Origin of the sequence: Vibrio sp. Vb2960, from assembly GCF_033337665.1 — a bacterium.
Classification (GTDB): Bacteria; Pseudomonadota; Gammaproteobacteria; order Enterobacterales; family Vibrionaceae; genus Vibrio; species Vibrio alginolyticus.
Window position 1 is genome coordinate 61,792 of record NZ_JAWORD010000012.1, and the last position, 17,780, is coordinate 79,571.

Annotated in this window: 13 protein-coding genes; 10 read left to right on the top strand and 3 right to left on the bottom strand. The window is 45.0% G+C overall.

The genetic code is table 11. The features are described 5' to 3' along the window. Positions 1–21 precede the first annotated feature (21 nt). Positions 22–1,311: a citrate synthase gene (locus R7O03_RS12085; protein WP_005382163.1), complete on the bottom strand. Its 1,290-nt coding sequence runs from the start codon at positions 1,309–1,311 to the stop codon at positions 22–24. Positions 1,312–1,707: 396 nt separating this feature from the next. On the opposite strand from R7O03_RS12085, the gene sdhC reads away from it, so the two are divergent. From sdhC to sucD, 8 genes are all read left to right on the top strand, one after another. Next, positions 1,708–2,100: a succinate dehydrogenase cytochrome b556 subunit gene (sdhC, locus tag R7O03_RS12090; RefSeq protein ID WP_017634811.1), complete on the top strand. Its 393-nt coding sequence runs from the start codon at positions 1,708–1,710 to the stop codon at positions 2,098–2,100. Then, entirely contained in the window at positions 2,094–2,438 is a 345-nt protein-coding gene (gene sdhD, locus R7O03_RS12095; protein WP_005382169.1) for a succinate dehydrogenase, hydrophobic membrane anchor protein, read from the top strand. Before sdhC ends, sdhD begins: the two co-directional genes overlap by 7 nt. Further along, positions 2,439–4,205 carry a succinate dehydrogenase flavoprotein subunit gene (gene sdhA, locus R7O03_RS12100; RefSeq protein ID WP_005382172.1) on the top strand — a complete coding sequence of 589 codons (1,767 nt, stop codon included), beginning with the start codon at positions 2,439–2,441 and terminating at the stop codon, positions 4,203–4,205. A 15-nt stretch (positions 4,206–4,220) separates the two neighbouring features. Next, positions 4,221–4,931: a succinate dehydrogenase iron-sulfur subunit gene (locus tag R7O03_RS12105; RefSeq protein WP_005382174.1), complete on the top strand. Its 711-nt coding sequence runs from the start codon at positions 4,221–4,223 to the stop codon at positions 4,929–4,931. 171 nt (positions 4,932–5,102) lie between these two features. Beyond that, positions 5,103–7,928 (top strand): 2-oxoglutarate dehydrogenase E1 component, encoded by a 2,826-nt coding sequence (sucA, locus tag R7O03_RS12110; protein ID WP_005382176.1) that lies wholly within the window; start codon positions 5,103–5,105, stop codon positions 7,926–7,928. Between the two features lie 28 nt (positions 7,929–7,956). Continuing rightward, complete coding sequence (gene odhB / locus R7O03_RS12115; RefSeq protein WP_005382177.1) at positions 7,957–9,165, top strand: 2-oxoglutarate dehydrogenase complex dihydrolipoyllysine-residue succinyltransferase; 1,209 nt, start codon at positions 7,957–7,959, stop codon at positions 9,163–9,165. 213 nt (positions 9,166–9,378) lie between these two features. Continuing rightward, a complete protein-coding gene (gene sucC / locus R7O03_RS12120; protein WP_005382179.1) occupies positions 9,379–10,545 on the top strand; it encodes an ADP-forming succinate--CoA ligase subunit beta in 1,167 nt (388 codons plus the stop codon). After that, the gene (gene sucD, locus R7O03_RS12125) at positions 10,545–11,417 is read left to right on the top strand and encodes a succinate--CoA ligase subunit alpha (protein ID WP_005382181.1); all 873 of its coding nucleotides are present in this window, start codon (positions 10,545–10,547) and stop codon (positions 11,415–11,417) included. Before sucC ends, sucD begins: the two co-directional genes overlap by 1 nt. A gap of 119 nt (positions 11,418–11,536) precedes the next feature. Here the strand turns inward: sucD and znuB are convergent, their stop codons facing one another. After that, entirely contained in the window at positions 11,537–12,322 is a 786-nt protein-coding gene (gene znuB / locus R7O03_RS12130) for a zinc ABC transporter permease subunit ZnuB (RefSeq protein ID WP_005382183.1), read from the bottom strand. Beyond that, positions 12,315–13,103 (bottom strand): zinc ABC transporter ATP-binding protein ZnuC, encoded by a 789-nt coding sequence (gene znuC / locus R7O03_RS12135; protein ID WP_005382185.1) that lies wholly within the window; start codon positions 13,101–13,103, stop codon positions 12,315–12,317. The genes znuB and znuC overlap by 8 nt, the downstream gene beginning before the upstream one ends. 78 nt (positions 13,104–13,181) lie before the next feature. Between znuC and znuA the strand changes: the two genes are divergently transcribed. After that, the gene (gene znuA, locus R7O03_RS12140; protein WP_318131724.1) at positions 13,182–14,069 is read left to right on the top strand and encodes a zinc ABC transporter substrate-binding protein ZnuA; all 888 of its coding nucleotides are present in this window, start codon (positions 13,182–13,184) and stop codon (positions 14,067–14,069) included. A gap of 202 nt (positions 14,070–14,271) precedes the next feature. Beyond that, positions 14,272–17,649 carry an AraC family transcriptional regulator gene (locus tag R7O03_RS12145; RefSeq protein WP_239932265.1) on the top strand — a complete coding sequence of 1,126 codons (3,378 nt, stop codon included), beginning with the start codon at positions 14,272–14,274 and terminating at the stop codon, positions 17,647–17,649. Positions 17,650–17,780: the final 131 nt, after the last annotated feature.

Below are 17,780 nucleotides of genomic sequence, written 5' to 3' on the forward strand. Positions count from 1 at the left end.
GTCTATCTTCGTACTAAAAGATCATTCACGTTCGTGAAGTGGAGAAAACTCACGTTGTGTTTCGCCAGTGTATAGCTGACGAGGACGACCGATGCGGTTCAGTGGATCGCTGTGCATTTCGTTCCAGTGAGCAATCCAGCCGATGGTACGAGAAATCGCGAAGATAACCGTAAACATAGAAACTGGAATACCAATCGCTTTAAGAATGATACCTGAGTAGAAGTCTACGTTCGGGTACAGCTTCTTAGACACGAAGTACTCATCAGAAAGCGCAATGCGCTCAAGTTCCATTGCAACGTCTAGCAGAGGGTCTTGAATGTTTAGCTCTTTGAGAACTTCATGACACGTTTCTCGCATTACTGTCGCACGTGGATCGTAGTTCTTGTAAACGCGGTGACCAAAGCCCATTAAGCGGAATGGGTCATCTTTGTCTTTCGCGCGGTCTACATATTCAGGGATGTTATCGACGCTGCCAATCTCTTCTAGCATTCTCAAGCAGGCTTCGTTTGCACCACCGTGAGCAGGCCCCCAAAGGGATGCAATACCAGCGGCAATACATGCAAATGGGTTCGCACCAGAAGAGCCAGCTAGGCGTACAGTTGATGTCGACGCATTCTGTTCGTGATCCGCGTGTAGAGTGAAAATCTTATCCATCGCACGGGCAACCACAGGATTTACTTCATACTCTTCGCAAGGGTTTGCGAACATCATATGCAAGAAGTTCTCAGCGTAGCTAAGGTCGTTACGAGGGTAAATAAATGGCTGACCGATAGAGTATTTGTAACACATCGCCGCCAGCGTTGGCATTTTTGACAGCAGACGGTACGCTGCAATTTCGCGGTGTTCGTCGTTGTTAATGTCAAGAGAGTCGTGATAGAAGGCTGCAAGTGCTCCAACTACACCACACATTACCGCCATTGGATGAGCATCGCGTCGGAAGCCATGGAAAAAGCTTGCGATTTGCTCGTGTACCATTGTGTGACGAGTAACGGTCGTTTTGAATTGCTCGTATTGTTCTCGGGTAGGGGCTTCACCATAAAGAAGGATGTAACATACTTCTAAGTAATCTGCGTTATTGGCTAATTGATCAATCGGGAAACCGCGGTGCAAAAGAATACCTTTGCCGCCATCGATGTACGTGATTGATGATTCACAAGATGCAGTGGCAAGAAAACCTGGGTCAAAAGTAAAGTAACCATTGGCTCCCAGCTTACGAACGTCAATTACAGGTGTACCTAGCGTACCGTCCATAATTGGCAGTTCGATTGGCGCTTGACCTTCAACATGAAGGGTCGCTTTCTTATCCGCCATAACAATCTCCTTTGTTTATTATTTAATCCGTCCAGGATGTTTATGTGCCATTTTTGTACTGTTGTTAAAGCTTAAAGTCAATTTTTCTCCATCTTTGTGTGCACTTGTTATGATTTTTCTCATGAAAATCGTTAAAAATCTGTTCTATGTAGCATAATTTGTTACACCAATTGTATTAGAATGTTGCTCGCCGTATATTGGCAAAGAAAATTTTAGTTAAATCCTTATAAATTCGGGGCTAGAAACAAAGAGTGAGGTTTGTTGCTGGATTCCGTTTGTTAACAAATTGTTTACAATTATCTGGGTGGTTACTCGCGATATTTGTTAAATAGATGTTAACTTTTGTACGTTTGGAAGCTGAAATTGGTTATAACAATAAATGCTCAATGGAGCTGAGTGAGCAAGCCCGTGAAAGAAAGAAAGTCAAGACCTGTTAATTTAGATTTACAGACCATCCACTTTCCTATCACAGCAATCGCATCCATCCTACACCGTGTGTCTGGGGTAATTACGTTTGTTGCGGTGGGTATATTACTGTGGTTACTATCCATTTCTCTGTCATCCCCAATGGGTTTTATGGAAGCCGCTGACATCGTCGATAGCTTCTTCGTAAAATTCATCCTGTGGGGAATTCTTACTGCGCTTGCCTACCACATCGCAGGTGGTATCCGTCACTTATTGATGGATCTAGGTCACTTTGAAGAACTAGATTCAGGCACGATGAGCGCTAAAGTCGCGTTTGGTGCAACAGCAGTATTATCATTATTGGCGGGGATCTTGGTATGGTAAAACACGTATCTTCATTTGGTCGTAATGGTGTACACGATTTCCTACTAATTCGTGCAACTGCAATCATTATGACGCTATACACGATTTATCTGATTAGCTTCTGTGCATTTTCAGATATCTCTTACGCATCTTGGACCCAATTCTTTGGTGGTACCTTCACTAAAGTATTCACCATGTTGGCACTTGTCTCGATCCTGATTCACGCATGGGTTGGTTTGTGGCAGGTATTAACTGATTACATTAAGTGCGCGAAACTACGTGGCGCACTGCAACTTGGTGTTATTGCCGTGCTATTCGGCTATGTCTTCTCTGGTCTATTTATTCTGTGGGGTGCGTAAGTGTCTATTCCAGTTCGTGAGTTTGATGCCGTAGTAATCGGCGCTGGTGGTGCAGGTATGCGCGCTGCACTACAAATTTCAGAACAAGGCCTATCATGTGCTTTGTTGTCAAAAGTATTTCCAACACGTTCTCATACTGTGTCTGCACAGGGCGGCATTACCGTTGCTCTGGGTAACTCGCACAAAGACGATTGGCAATGGCACATGTACGATACCGTTAAAGGTTCCGACTACATCGGTGACCAGAACGCGATTGAATACATGTGTAAAAATGGTCCTGAGTCAGTTATCGAGCTTGAAAAAATGGGTCTTCCATTCTCTCGCTTCGATAACGGTACCATCTACCAACGTCCATTCGGTGGTCAATCTAAAGAGTTTGGTGGTGAGCAGGCTGCTCGTACAGCCGCTGCTGCAGACCGTACTGGTCACGCACTTCTTCACACGCTTTACCAGCAAAACGTAAAACACAAAACAACCATCTTCTCGGAGTGGTACGCTTTGGATCTTGTGAAAAACCAAGACGGCGCAATCATGGGTTGTACTGCGATTTGTATGGAAACGGGTGAAATCTGTTACTTCAAATCGAAAGCGACCATTCTAGCTACAGGTGGTGCAGGTCGTATTTACGCATCGACCACTAACGCGCACATCAACACGGGTGATGGCGTTGGTATGGCACTTCGCGCAGGCGTTCCAATGCAAGACATGGAAATGTGGCAGTTCCACCCAACAGGTATTGCCGGCGCGGGTGTTCTAGTGACGGAAGGTTGTCGTGGTGAAGGTGGTTACCTTCTAAATAAAGATGGTGAACGCTTCATGGAGCGCTACGCACCAAACGCGAAAGACCTTGCTGGTCGTGACGTGGTTGCTCGTTCAATGATGATTGAAATTCGTGAAGGCCGCGGCTGTGATGGTCCTTGGGGTCCACATATCAAGTTGAAACTTGATCACCTTGGTAAAGAAGTACTTGAATCACGTCTACCAGGTATATGTGAACTGTCTCGTACATTTGCACACGTTGACCCAGTGAAAGAGCCAATTCCAGTAATTCCAACTTGTCACTACATGATGGGTGGTGTACCTACTCAAGTCTCTGGCCAAGCAATTAAGCAGAAGGCCGACGGTAGCGAGATGGAAGTACAAGGCCTTTACGCATGTGGTGAGATTGCTTCTGTATCGGTACACGGTGCTAACCGTCTGGGTGGCAACTCATTACTAGACTTGGTCGTCTTTGGTCGTGCTACTGGCTTGCACCTTGGCGAAACGCTAGCAGCGCAAGCGGAAGCTCGTCCTGCAACAGAATCTGATATTGAAGCGTCTCTAGCGCGTACTATGCGTTGGGAAAACAGCACTGGTGGTGAAGATCCGGTTCAGATTCGTAAAGACCTACAAGCATGCATGCAAAATAGCTTCTCGGTATTCCGTGAAGGCGATGCGATGGCAACCGGTCTAGAAGAGTTGAAAGTGATTCGCGAACGTTTGAAAGATGCACATCTAGCGGACAAGTCTTCAGAGTTCAACACGCAGCGTATTGAGTGTCTAGAACTTGATAACCTGATGGAAACCGCGTTTTCAACTGCCGTTGCAGCGAACTACCGTACAGAGAGTCGTGGCGCACATGCTCGTTTCGATTTCCCTGAGCGTGATGATGAGAACTGGCTATGCCACTCTATCTACAATCCGGAAACAGAAGCGATGACTAAGCGTGATGTGAACATGACGCCAACGCATCGTGAAGCTTTCCCGCCGAAAGTACGTACATACTAAAGGGAGGATACGACTATGAAATTAAACTTCTCTTTATACCGTTACAATCCGGATGTGGATACTAAGCCTTACATGAAAGAGTATACCCTTGAGGTAGACGAAGGCTCAGACATGATGGTGCTTGATGCATTGATTCTGCTAAAAGAGCAAGATCCAAGCATCGCGTTCCGTCGCTCATGCCGTGAAGGGGTATGTGGTTCTGATGGTTTGAATATGAATGGTAAAAACGGCCTAGCGTGTATCACACCGTTATCTGCTCTACAAGGCGATAAGATAGTTATTCGTCCACTACCAGGGTTACCTGTCGTGCGCGATCTTATCGTTGACATGACGCAGTTCTATGATAACTATGCGAAAGTTAAACCATTCTTGATTGATGATGGTGCATTACCACCATCACGTGAGAACCTACAATCGCCTGATGATCGTGCGCATTTAGATGGATTGTACGAATGTATCATGTGTGCATGTTGTACAACGTCTTGCCCATCATTCTGGTGGAACCCTGATAAATTCATCGGCCCAGCTGGTCTTCTCGCAGCGTACCGTTGGCTAATTGATAGCCGCGATACGGCAACAGATGAACGTTTGTCTGATCTTGATGATGCATTTAGCGTTTTTCGTTGCCATGGCATCATGAATTGTGTAAGTGTTTGTCCTAAGGGATTAAATCCGACGAAAGCCATCGGTCACATTAAGTCGATGTTGGTTAATCGTTCGGTTTAATTTACTCGCTCTTAGGAATGTCGCAGTGTTGCGGATCACCCGATATGACCGCTTCACTGCTTCAGTAATATTCGAGTAAAGAATACAAAAATTGCCGACCGTATTTTTAGTCGGCTCTTATAGCTCGGCAAAGACCGAAGCAAACGTGAAAACTACTGGTTAAGGGAAAATATGCACAACGGCGTGATGAAGGCATGGCTCGAGTCTTCACACTTGGCTGGCGCCAATGCAACGTATGTAGAGGACCTCTACGAACTGTATCTAAGTGATCCCGATCTGGTAAGTGAGGAGTGGAAACGTGTTTTTGAAGGCTTGCCTAAGCCATCAGAAGAAGTGGCAGAACAACCACATTCACGTGTCCGTGACTACTTCCGACGACTCGCTAGAGAAACAAAGCATTACAATGTCCAAGTTAGTGACCCAGATGTCGATGCAAAACAAGTAAAAGTTCTACAGCTAATCAACGCATACCGTTTCCGCGGGCATGAAGCTGCAGAATTAGACCCACTAGGTCTATGGCAACGCCCAACCGTGGCGGAGTTAGACCCTGCTTTTCATAATCTTACCGAAGATGACTTCGAAGAAACTTTCAACGTAGGTTCTTTTGCTGTTGGGCAAGAAACCATGAAGTTGAAAGATATCTATGAAGCCCTCAACAAAACTTATTGCGGTTCCATCGGTGCTGAATACATGCACATGACTGACACAGAGCAAAAGCGTTGGATTCAGCAACGCCTTGAGTCTGTCGTAGGCCAGCCATCATTCAACAAAGATGAGAAGCGCACATTCCTAGAAGAGCTAACAGCCGCTGAAGGTTTGGAGCGTTACCTCGGGGCGAAATTCCCAGGTGCAAAACGTTTCTCTTTAGAAGGTGGTGATGCGCTGATTCCGATGACGAAAGAGTTGATCCGTCATGCGGGTACAAGTGGAATGCGTGAAGTGGTTATCGGTATGGCTCACCGCGGTCGTTTGAACATGCTGGTGAACGTACTTGGTAAGAAACCTCAAGACCTGTTTGATGAGTTCGCCGGTAAACACGACGAAACTTGGGGTACGGGTGATGTGAAATATCACCAAGGTTTCTCTGCTGATTTTGCGACTCCAGGCGGTGATGTTCACTTAGCACTTGCATTTAACCCATCGCACCTAGAAATCGTAAACCCGGTAGTCATGGGCTCAGTTCGAGCACGTCAAGACCGCTTAGGTGATAATCAAGGTAGCAAAGTGCTTCCTATCACCATCCACGGTGATTCAGCAATCGCTGGTCAGGGTGTGGTTGCCGAAACTTTCAACATGTCTCTTGCTCGTGGGTTCCAAGTTGGTGGTACTGTACGTATCGTCATCAACAACCAAGTAGGCTTTACGACGTCTAATCCTCGTGACACGCGTTCTACGATGTACTGTACCGACATCGCGAAGATGGTGCAGGCGCCAATTTTCCATGTAAATGCAGATGACCCTGAAGCAGTTGCTTTTGTTACTCGCATTGCATTGGATTACCGTAACGAGTTCAAGCGCGATGTCGTGATCGATCTTGTATGTTACCGTCGTCACGGTCACAATGAGGCGGATGAGCCAAATGCGACTCAGCCTTTGATGTACCAGAAAATCAAAAAGCATCCTACACCACGCAAATTGTATGCAGATGTTCTGATCGATAAAAATGAGTCAGATATCGAGACGGCGACTCAGTTAGTCAATGAGTATCGCGATGCATTAGATCGCGGTGAAGTGGTTGTTAAAGAATGGCGTCCAATGGCGTTGCACTCTGTAGACTGGTCCCCTTACTTAGGGCACGAATGGGATATGGAGTGGGATTCAAAATACGACAAGACACGCCTTATTGAGCTAGGCAATCGTCTGTGTCAGTACCCAGAAAGCCATAAACTGCAAAGCCGTGTTAATAAGCTATACAACGATCGTCTAGCAATGATGACCGGTGAAAAAGCGATTGACTGGGGTATGGCTGAAACATTGGCGTATGCTACATTGGTTGACGATGGCAAGCGTATTCGTCTTTCTGGTCAGGACTCGGGTCGTGGTACTTTCTTCCACCGTCACTCGGTTCTTCATAACCAAACCGATGCAAGCACTTACATTCCATTAGCGAATATTCATGACAACCAAGGGCCATTCCAAGTCTTTGACTCAGTATTGTCAGAAGAAGCTGTGTTGGCGTTTGAATACGGTTACGCAACAGCCGAACCAGGTGGTTTAACTATCTGGGAAGCACAGTTTGGTGATTTTGCCAACGGTGCACAAGTTGTTATCGACCAGTTTATCTCGTCAGGCGAGCAAAAGTGGGCGCGTTTGTGCGGTCTTACTATGCTTCTACCTCATGGTTATGAAGGTCAAGGTCCTGAGCACTCATCTGCACGTTTAGAGCGTTACCTTCAGCTTTGTGCTGAGCAAAATATGCAGGTTGTGGTTCCTTCAACACCGGCTCAGGTGTACCACATGATTCGTCGTCAGGTTGTACGCCCAATGCGTCGACCTCTCATTGTTATGTCGCCGAAATCTTTGCTGCGCCACCCTCTATGTACTTCAACGATTGAAGACTTGGCGGATGGTACATTCCAATCTGCAATTCCAGAAGTAGATGATTTAGAACCAAGCAAAGTGAAACGTGTCGTGTTCTGTGCTGGTAAGGTTTACTTTGACCTACTAGAGCAGCGCCGTAACAACGAGCAAGACGATGTTGCTATCGTGCGTATTGAACAGCTTTACCCATTCCCAATGGAAGAAGTACAAGCAGCAATTGCTCAATACACTAACGTTGAAGACTTCGTGTGGTGTCAGGAAGAACCTCAGAACCAAGGTGCTTGGTACTGTAGCCAACATAACTTCCGTGCCGCTATTCCTGCAGGTGCAAATCTTAAATACGCAGGTCGCCCAGCTTCTGCTTCGCCAGCAGTTGGCTACATGTCGGTGCACTTGAAACAACAAAAAGCGTTGGTTGAAGACGCTCTGAACGTGAACTCAAAAACTTCGAATTAAGAATTAGAAGTTAAAGGAAGAAACAGATATGACAATTGAAATTCTGGTTCCAGATTTACCTGAATCAGTTGCTGATGCAACCGTAGCGACATGGCACAAACAACCAGGCGACGCAGTAGAGCGTGACGAGGTTTTGGTTGACATCGAAACAGATAAAGTTGTGCTAGAAGTTCCAGCTCCGGAAGCTGGCGTTTTAGAAGCTATTGTTGAAGCAGAAGGTGCGACAGTACTTTCTAAACAAATCATTGCTAAATTGAAGCCAGGCGCAGTTGCAGGTGAACCAACTGCAGACAAAACAGAAGGTACTGAAGCATCTCCTGATAAGCGTCACAAAGCTGCGCTTAGCGAAGAAAGTAATGACGCACTAAGCCCAGCAGTGCGCCGTTTATTGGCTGAACATGGCTTAGAAGCAAGCCAAGTGAAAGGCACTGGTGTTGGTGGTCGTATTACGCGCGAAGATATTGAAGCGCATCTTGCGAACGCTAAATCTGCGTCAAAAGAAGACTCGCCAGCAGTGGTTGACGTGCCGGCAGCGGCTCGCAGTCAGAAACGTGTTCCAATGACTCGCCTTCGTAAGACAGTTGCTAACCGTTTGCTAGAAGCGAAGAACAACACGGCAATGCTAACGACATTTAACGAAGTGAACATGAAACCAATCATGGACCTTCGTAAGCAGTACAAAGATCAGTTCGAAGAGCGTCACGGTATTCGTTTGGGCTTCATGTCTTTCTACGTGAAAGCAGTAACAGAAGCGCTTAAGCGTTACCCAGAAGTAAATGCTTCGATTGATGGCGATGACATTGTTTACCACAACTACTTCGACATTAGCATGGCGGTATCAACGCCACGTGGTCTAGTTACACCTGTCCTAAAAGACTGTGACAAGCTTGGTTTCGCTGATGTTGAAAAAGGCATCAAAGAGCTGGCTATTAAAGGTCGTGATGGCAAGCTAACGGTAGACGAGCTAATGGGCGGTAACTTCACTATCACAAACGGTGGTGTGTTCGGTTCACTGATGTCTACACCAATCATCAACCCACCTCAATCAGCGATTCTTGGTATGCATAAGATCCAAGAGCGTCCGATGGCAGTGGATGGCAAAGTTGAAATCTTGCCGATGATGTACCTAGCGTTATCTTACGATCACCGCCTAATTGATGGTCGTGAATCAGTTGGTTTCCTAGTAACGATTAAAGAGTTACTAGAGGACCCAGCACGTCTCCTATTAGACGTTTAATATCGCTAAAACGTCTAGTTATCGTAGGTAGCTAGACGTTAAAAATTTCAATGGCTAGACTAGCTCAACGTTTGGCCTTCATTTGAATCCTTCAGTATGAGAACTCATGATGAAGGATTGATTTGAGAAGACCCTACAGACGTACAAGCAGCCAAGACTGCAGCGTTATGGAAATAATAAATCCCTTAAGGGAAAAACAAACGGAATATCGAAATGAATTTGCATGAATACCAAGCCAAACAGCTGTTTGCAGAATTCGGTTTGCCTGTGCCAGAAGGCTACGCGTGTGATACACCACAAGAAGCTTTTGAAGCCGCAGGCCGTATCAGTACAGCCAAGAAAGTAGTTAAATGTCAGGTTCACGCTGGTGGCCGTGGTAAAGCGGGTGGCGTAGAGCTACACGATACAAAAGAAGGCGTTAAAGAGTTTGCACAGAAGTGGTTAGGTAAAAACCTAGTGACTTATCAAACCGACGCTAACGGTCAGCCAGTAACAAAAATCCTTGTTGAAGAAGCTTCAAATATTGCGAACGAACTATACCTAGGTGCGGTAGTTGACCGTGCTAGCCGTAAGATCGTTTTCATGGCTTCTACCGAGGGTGGCGTGGAAATTGAAAAAGTTGCGGAAGAAACGCCGGAACTTATTCACAAAGCAGCAATTGACCCACTAGTAGGTCCACAAGCTTACCAAGGTCGCGAGCTAGCGTTCAAACTTGGTCTTGAAGGCGACCAAATCAAACAATTCGTTAAGATCTTTATGGGTCTTGGCACTATGTTCTCTCAGTACGACCTTGCTCTGCTAGAGATCAACCCACTTGTGATTACTGGCGAAGGCAATTTGCTATGTCTTGACGGTAAGATCAACATCGACTCAAACGCACTGTACCGTCAGCCTAAGCTTCGTGAAATGCACGATCCTTCACAAGAAGATGAGCGTGAAGCACACGCAGCTCAGTGGGAGCTGAACTACGTAGCGCTAGACGGTAACGTTGGCTGTATGGTTAACGGTGCAGGCCTAGCAATGGGTACGATGGATATCGTAAACCTACACGGCGGCAAACCAGCTAACTTCTTAGATGTAGGTGGCGGCGCGACGAAAGAGCGTGTTGCTGAAGCATTCAAGATCATCCTATCTGATGACAATGTGAAAGCGGTACTTGTTAACATCTTCGGTGGTATTGTACGTTGTGACATGATCGCAGAAGGTATTATCGGTGCGGTTAAAGAGGTAGGCGTAAGCGTACCTGTTGTTGTTCGTCTTGAAGGTACTAACGCTGACCTAGGTCGCGAAGTTCTTGCTAATTCTGATGTTGATATCATTGCTGCTGAGTCGCTAACTGATGCTGCTCAGAAAGTTGTTGCTGCTGCGGAGGCTAAATAATGTCTGTATTAATTAACAAAGACACTAAAGTAATCTGTCAGGGGTTCACTGGTGGTCAAGGTACTTTCCACTCAGAGCAAGCTATCGCATACGGTACGCAAATGGTTGGCGGAGTGTCTCCAGGTAAAGGTGGCCAAACTCACCTAGGTCTTCCTGTATTCAACACAGTTCGTGAAGCAGTAGAAGCGACTGGCGCAACAGCGACAGTCATCTACGTACCAGCACCTTTCTGTAAAGATGCAATCCTAGAAGCGATTGACGCGGGTATCGAGCTAATCGTAACGATTACTGAAGGTATCCCTACTACAGATATGATCGACGTAAAAGTGAAGCTAGAAGAAACTGGCGTTCGCATGATTGGTCCTAACTGTCCGGGCGTTATCACTCCTGATGAGTGTAAGATCGGTATCATGCCTGGTCACATCCACAAGAAAGGCAAAGTAGGTATTGTATCTCGTAGCGGTACTCTAACTTACGAAGCAGTTAAACAAACCACTGACGAAGGTTTCGGCCAGTCTACTTGTGTTGGTATCGGTGGTGACCCAATCCCGGGTTCAAACTTCATTGATATCCTAAAACTGTTCCAAGAAGACCCTGAGACAGAAGCGATCGTTATGATCGGTGAGATCGGTGGTACTGCAGAAGAAGAAGCAGCAGCGTACATTAAAGAAAATGTAACGAAGCCAGTGGTTTCTTACATTGCTGGTGTAACTGCGCCTCCTGGTAAGCGTATGGGCCATGCTGGTGCGATTATCTCTGGTGGTAAAGGTACTGCTGAAGACAAATTTGCTGCACTAGAAGCGGCTGGCGTTAAAACTGTGAAATCTCTAGCAGAGATTGGCCAAGGTCTACGTGAAGTGACGGGTTGGTAATCGACCACACTACTTAATAAGTATTAAAAAGCCTGCGATTTCGCAGGCTTTTCTTTTTCCGTTTCAGTGGATTTATGTTTGTTGTTAGCAAGGCCTTTCGCGTTTAATGCTCAATGCGATTATGCTTTGCTTTTAATCAGCTGGCTCAGCATAAATAAGGATGTTGCGCTGATCACTACAGAAGGGCCGGCCGGTGTATCGAAGTGCCATGATAGGCTAAGCCCCATCAGTACTGCCACTGAGCCAATAATAGATGCGAACAATGCCATTTGCTCTGGTGATGAAGAGACTTTACGTGCTGTTGCTGCTGGGATAATTAGGAGCGAAGTCATGATCAACGCGCCAACGAACTTCATACCTACTGCGATTACTACACCCACCATTAGCATTAACACCAATCGAACTAAGTCTGTATTCACGCCCTCAACAGCGGCAAGTTCTTCACTAACAGTGCTAGAAAGCAGTGGGCGCCAGAAGACGTACAAACACGCGCTTACCGCAACAACACCTGCGTAAATAAACATCAGATCTTGTGGAGAGACGGCAAGTAAGTCCCCAAATAGGTAGCTCATTAAATCGACGCGCACGTTTTCCAAAAAGCTAACCGATACTAAACCGATAGAGAGTGCACTGTGTGCCAAGATACCTAACAACGTGTCTGTAGCCACAAGTTGTTGCTTTTGCAAAGTGACAAGCAAAACGGCCAGAGCTAAACAGCAGACGAGTAGCGCAAGGTAGAGATTTACGTTGAGCAAGAAGCCCAGCGCTAAGCCCATTAACGATGCATGAGCTAGGGTATCTCCGAAGTAAGCCATTTTACGCCAAACGACAAATGACCCAAGTGGACCGGCAATGATCGCGATACCAATACCAGCAAGAATAGAAGGTAGGAGAAACTCAATCATGATGGTGATGTCCGTGTTTATGGTGGGAGCATGATGTCGCATCACCGCTTACTGGCGTTCCGGATAAATCGTGATGATGGTGCTCATGGTCGTGATGATAAAACGCGAGAGACTCTCTCGCTGCATTGCCAAATAGTGCGATGTAAGAAGGGTGCTGAGTAATAGTGGCAGGTGAACCTGAGCAGCAAACATGGTGATGCAGACAAATAACATCGTCCGTTTTCGCCATCACTAAATGTAAGTCATGCGATACCATAAATACGCCACAATCAAAGCGGTGACGAATGCTCTCAATTAAGTCATAGAGATCGATTTGACCTTGGATATCCACTCCCTGAGCTGGTTCATCTAATACCAACAGCTGAGGACGTTGAAGCAGAGCACGAGCCAGTAACACTCGTTGGTTTTCACCACCGGATAAGCGATGCATATTACTATTAAGTAAATGTTCAGCGCCAACAAGCCTTAATGCATCAATGCACTCCTGCTTACTGTATTTTCCTGCTAAATTTAGAAAGCGGGTTACATTCAATGGAAGGGAGTCATTGAGCTTCAACTTTTGAGGAACGTAACCAATTTTCAGTTTTCTTTGTCGGTTCAACTTGCCGCTAGTCGGCTTTTGAAGACCTAAGATAACTTTGACTAACGTTGATTTTCCCGCTCCATTGGGACCAATTAGGGTAGTTATTTTGCCCTTTTCTAATTCCATACTAATGTTATCGAGAACTCTGCGGCCATCGAACTCGACGCATAACTGCTCAAGATGGACTAAGGAAGACATGAATGAAACTCATTTGCAAATCAATAATGTTATAATGTAACATTATCTCACTTTCCACGCCATATCCCAAGTAAAACTATGAAAAGAGCATTAATTCTTGCTGCCTCAGCAATGTTAACACTTCCAGCACAGGCAGTAACGGTACTGACGAGTATCAAACCTATTCAGTTGTTAGTAACAGAGCTTACTCAAGGAGTAACTTCACCAGACGTGCTATTGCAGTCTAACACATCACCCCATGACTATGCTTTGCGTCCATCGGATGTTAAAAAGGTCGCTTCGGCTGATTTGGTTATCTGGTACGGACATGATCTCGAACCGTTTCTAGACAAAGTTGTTTCGGATAGATCGAATACTTTGACTATTAGTCAAATTCCAAATCTAGAATTGCGTGAATTTGATAGTGAGCACAACCATGACCATGATGGGCACGATCATGGCTCACATGATCCGCACTTTTGGCTAGGTGTAAGCCAAGCACAACAAGTGGCCAAGGCTGTTGTGAATCAACTTGTATCACTTGATCCGAAAAATGCAGCTCAATATCAAGCGAACCTCAAAAAGTTTGAACTCGAGCTAAAAGACACTGACCAACAGATAAAGCAGAAGCTGGCACCAGTAAAAAACAAAGGTTACTTTGTATTCCATGATGCTTACGGTTATTTCGAAGATCGCTATGAACTAAATCAAATGGGGCATTTTACTGTGAGCCCAGAACGCAAGCCAGGAGCGAAGACCTTAATTCAAATTCGTCAAAAGCTAAGTGGTGGAGATGTGGCTTGTGTATTTTCTGAACCTCAGTTTACCCCGGCTGTCGTTCAGAGCGTAATGAGAGGCAGTGATGTCGCTAAAGGCGAGCTTGACCCGTTAGGGAGTACAATTGAAGCAAAACCTGGCAGTTACTTTACTTTTCTCAACAATATGGCGAATAGTTTTGAGCAATGCTTGAACAAAAAGTCAGATTAAGTGCTGTCGTAATGTAGGAGTAGTCTTTTTAACGTGATCCAGTAGTAAGAATTACAACCTTTGGTAAGGCGAACCTTTTCTCAGAAAGTAATTGAGATATCATTACCAATAATTATCAGCTCAAAATAACCGTATAAATCCATGTTTTACAAACGATGAACGGTCACTTTCAGAGCACAAACTGATACAAAAGGTTTTCGTCTTGCTACGCCAATTAGCCCTTGCTCTGTTGGGCTTTGTCTTATCCTACCAAGCATTTGCGCTTCATAATGCAAATGCAATCTTTTACCCTTTGCCAACTCAGGCAAAGGGTACTTTTATCGCGGCTAAAAAGTTGTTCTTGGGTGAAAAGGGCGGTTTGTGGATTCATGACGTACACGGGAGAGTCCTGTTTTACGATGGTCAAACTATATTGCCTAAATCAGGTAGCTTCCTACAAACGTCGGCCAAGCAGTTGGCTTATCATAAAGGTGCTTTTTGGACCTTTATTGAAAATGAGGTCTATCGAACCTATCCAAATCAGGAACGACGTTTAGTCTTTAGTTTAAATCCAGGCTCACAAATAAGAAAAATAGGGTCTTCAAAGAACTATATTTGGGTGAGTGATGGCGCGCATTTCTATACCTACAATATCGACACTAGCGAATTAAACTCTTTCTCTCTATTGCAGCTCTATCAACATAGTAATAATAGCTACGTTTACATTAATGATGCGGTGCTAGTTGAAACGAAGTGGGCACTAGCAACGACTTCCGGCTTCTATCTTTCTGAAGGTGATAAGTTTGACCATGTCGCTGCCTCAGGTCAAAACTACATTGAGAAAGTCTATTATTCACACACGCGAAGAGAAATTTTGATAGGTACATTGCGTGGCGCTTTAATTTTCAACATTTACCAGCCTGATAAAGAAGTGATTAGAATTGGCGGCTCACATGTTTTGACATTCGCAGAGACAAATCAAGAGTATTGGGTGGGGACCGAGCATGGTCTTTATTTGTACTCATTTTTTTCAGGTGAGGTCACCGAAGTCGCGCCTGCAAGTTTTCTTGAGTTAGAGTTAGATAACACGAAGATTTATTCGTTGTTGAGCGACAATATGGGAGGGATGTGGATTGCGACTAACCAAGGTATTCGTTATTACTCGCTATTTAGTAAAAAATTTGAACGAGTGACCTTTAGTAGTTATGACTCACACACCCTATCAGGACGAATTCGGCAAACTATTGAAGGTCCTGATGGTGCGCTTTGGTTTGCTGATGACCGAAAGATTTATCGTTCAGGAAAGAGTGGGATTAACCAAGTCTTAGAGTTGGAGTCGCAGATCAATGAATTTGCGTTTCAAAACGACATGCTTTGGCTTGCGACCTCAAAAGGGCTGGAAATATTTGAGCTAAATGGTCTCAACAAGATTACATTTCCTTATTTACAGGTTATGGCCGGACATGCCGTAGAGCATGTGACCGTTGATGGTGATGACCGTCTTTGGGTATCAAGCGGATACCATCTTTACAATGTTGATACTGCTGCACGAAGCGTACGAAACTTTGGAAGTGAGTGGCTAGTAAGTCAGTATTTGCCAGCTAAGGTTACGCGTCTATATGATACTGAAGACGCCCTATTAATAGGCACCGATCATGGCGTATACCAATACAGTAATGACAACATCCAGTTTATCCGTTTTTCAGAAAAGTTTGGTGAATCATTAGACATGACCACGGCGGTTGATGGCAGCCAGTGGTTTGCTTCATCTTATGGTGTGTTTAAAACTGATACACGAAGCGATGAAAAACGTGTTGTTGAAATGAGTGAGCCCAACGCCAGACCTGCTTGCTTGATCAGAGACAGGCAAGGTGTATGGTTAGCTTCCTCTGTCGGTTTAAGCTATTACCACCTTTCAGGTGAGTTAGTGAAACATTACTCATCGTCATCAGGCTTAATGAACAATGAGTTCCTCCCTGGTATTTGTAGCGTTATACAGCAGACAGAAATTGGTGAGCGAGAGCTTGTTCTGGGGTCGAAGTACGGACTCGTAAAAGCAGAAGCATCCAAGCTGCTTGTATCTAATCCCCCAGAGTCTAAGTTTATTGTTAGCCAAGTTGTGCTTGAAAATGAAGTTCTGCAAGTTGGTAGTGCCGATCTGAATGGGCTCACACTGCCATATGGATCTTCGCTGAGTTTTTTATTCGGTGTGATGCCAAAACCAGACAGTCAAAATTTGTACTATCGATTGAACAACGATGACCCATGGCAAACGTTAGAGGGGGGCCAACTGACACTCGAGCACCTTAGTTCCGGTGAATATCACTTGCAGGTCAGTAATGAGTCTCAAGTTGCCGCTGGAGTCGTTGGTTTAGAATCTCACTTTATCGTCCTTCATCCTTGGTATCTATCGCGATTTGCTATTTTAGGCTTTGTCGTAGCTAGTATTGCGGTCGTCGCATTACTTGTTTTCTGGCGCTCTCGCTACGTTGTACAGGCTAACCGTGATCTAGCAGCTCAAGTGACTCTCAAAACGAATCAGTTAAGACATCAGAGTAGAGTGTTGCTTACGAGCAACCAGCAATTACGTAAACAGATTCAAGTTAGAAACCTACTCGTAGACCATGTAGCTCTATCCATAAAATCAAGCGTCGACTTTATTGTGGCGAAACTACCTATGCCTCTGGATACTGCGACGGAGGATCATTTGGCTAAAACGAATTGGCAGTTAAATGAACTCAAAAGCGTTCCAAGTGATGTAAGTGGTGGGAGTCAGAACTACAACTTGAGTCAGATAACTCAGTCAGTGGTTGATGTATGGCAAGATGACTTTGCAAAAGCGGGTATTTTGGTAGAGCTAGAAGATGAGAGCAAGCAGAGCCGGGTTGCTCTGGAAAGTTTTAATCTTGATGTTATTTTCAATAGCATTTTTGCCAATATCATCAAGCGCTCTTTCCGAGGTCAAACAGTCAGAATTATGCTAGAAGAGGGGCATGATATTGTGTCATTGAGCTTTCTTGATTACGGGACGCAATTACCTAATAAAGTCGCGACTGGGCTTCCATCTAACTTAAATCACTCTGAGTTGAGTATTGACCACCTTGCCCAACTAGTGACAACGAGTGGTGGTTATTTGGCTGTCTTCTCTTCTGATGCTCAAAACAAAGTCGAGATTACATGGCCATCTGCGCAGGAAAGGAGTTATCTGGATGAACCGCAGCAAGAACTCAATCCTGTAACTATTGCAGAAGATCAAGTCACACCAGAGAAAGAGTGGTTGCAAAAAGTCTATCAATTAGTGGCAGAGCATTACCATGATCCTGAATTTGGCACTGCGTCAGCCGCTAAAATGCTGTATATGTCTGAACGCTCTTTGCAGAGACGTTTTAAATCTGCCTCGTCAAGAACGTTAAAAGACTATGTCACAGAGGTTCGTTTGGAAACGGCGTGTGAACAGTTATTGGCGGGTGAGAAAATCAGTGACGTCGCCTTTAACTGTGGCTTTAATGATCCATCTTACTTTAGCCAAAAGTTTAAGTTGCATTTTGGTTTGCCCCCTTCCAAGTTTGCTTTGACTCAAGAAAGCCAAGAAATTAACTAGAAAACCTTCATTATACGCTCCCTAGTTAATAGTTAAGATGCTGGGGAGCTGCATACAGTGCTCTATTATTGCTGCAGTTGCTAACGCAGTAAGTTTCATTGTTTCTTCATCACATCTAGCCTACAAGTCCA

Bases quoted from the DNA above. Each gene is read 5' to 3' on its own strand.
- R7O03_RS12085 (WP_005382163.1), bottom strand. From the start codon at position 1,311: ATGGCGGATAAGAAAGCGACCCTTCATGTTGAAGGTCAAGCGCCAATC.
- sdhD (WP_005382169.1), top strand. From the start codon at position 2,094: ATGGTAAAACACGTATCTTCATTTGGTCGTAATGGTGTACACGATTTC.
- R7O03_RS12105 (WP_005382174.1), top strand. From the start codon at position 4,221: ATGAAATTAAACTTCTCTTTATACCGTTACAATCCGGATGTGGATACT.
- sucA (WP_005382176.1), top strand. From the start codon at position 5,103: ATGCACAACGGCGTGATGAAGGCATGGCTCGAGTCTTCACACTTGGCT.
- odhB (WP_005382177.1), top strand. From the start codon at position 7,957: ATGACAATTGAAATTCTGGTTCCAGATTTACCTGAATCAGTTGCTGAT.
- sucC (WP_005382179.1), top strand. From the start codon at position 9,379: ATGAATTTGCATGAATACCAAGCCAAACAGCTGTTTGCAGAATTCGGT.
- sucD (WP_005382181.1), top strand. From the start codon at position 10,545: ATGTCTGTATTAATTAACAAAGACACTAAAGTAATCTGTCAGGGGTTC.
- znuB (WP_005382183.1), bottom strand. From the start codon at position 12,322: ATGATTGAGTTTCTCCTACCTTCTATTCTTGCTGGTATTGGTATCGCG.
- znuC (WP_005382185.1), bottom strand. From the start codon at position 13,103: ATGTCTTCCTTAGTCCATCTTGAGCAGTTATGCGTCGAGTTCGATGGC.
- znuA (WP_318131724.1), top strand. From the start codon at position 13,182: ATGAAAAGAGCATTAATTCTTGCTGCCTCAGCAATGTTAACACTTCCA.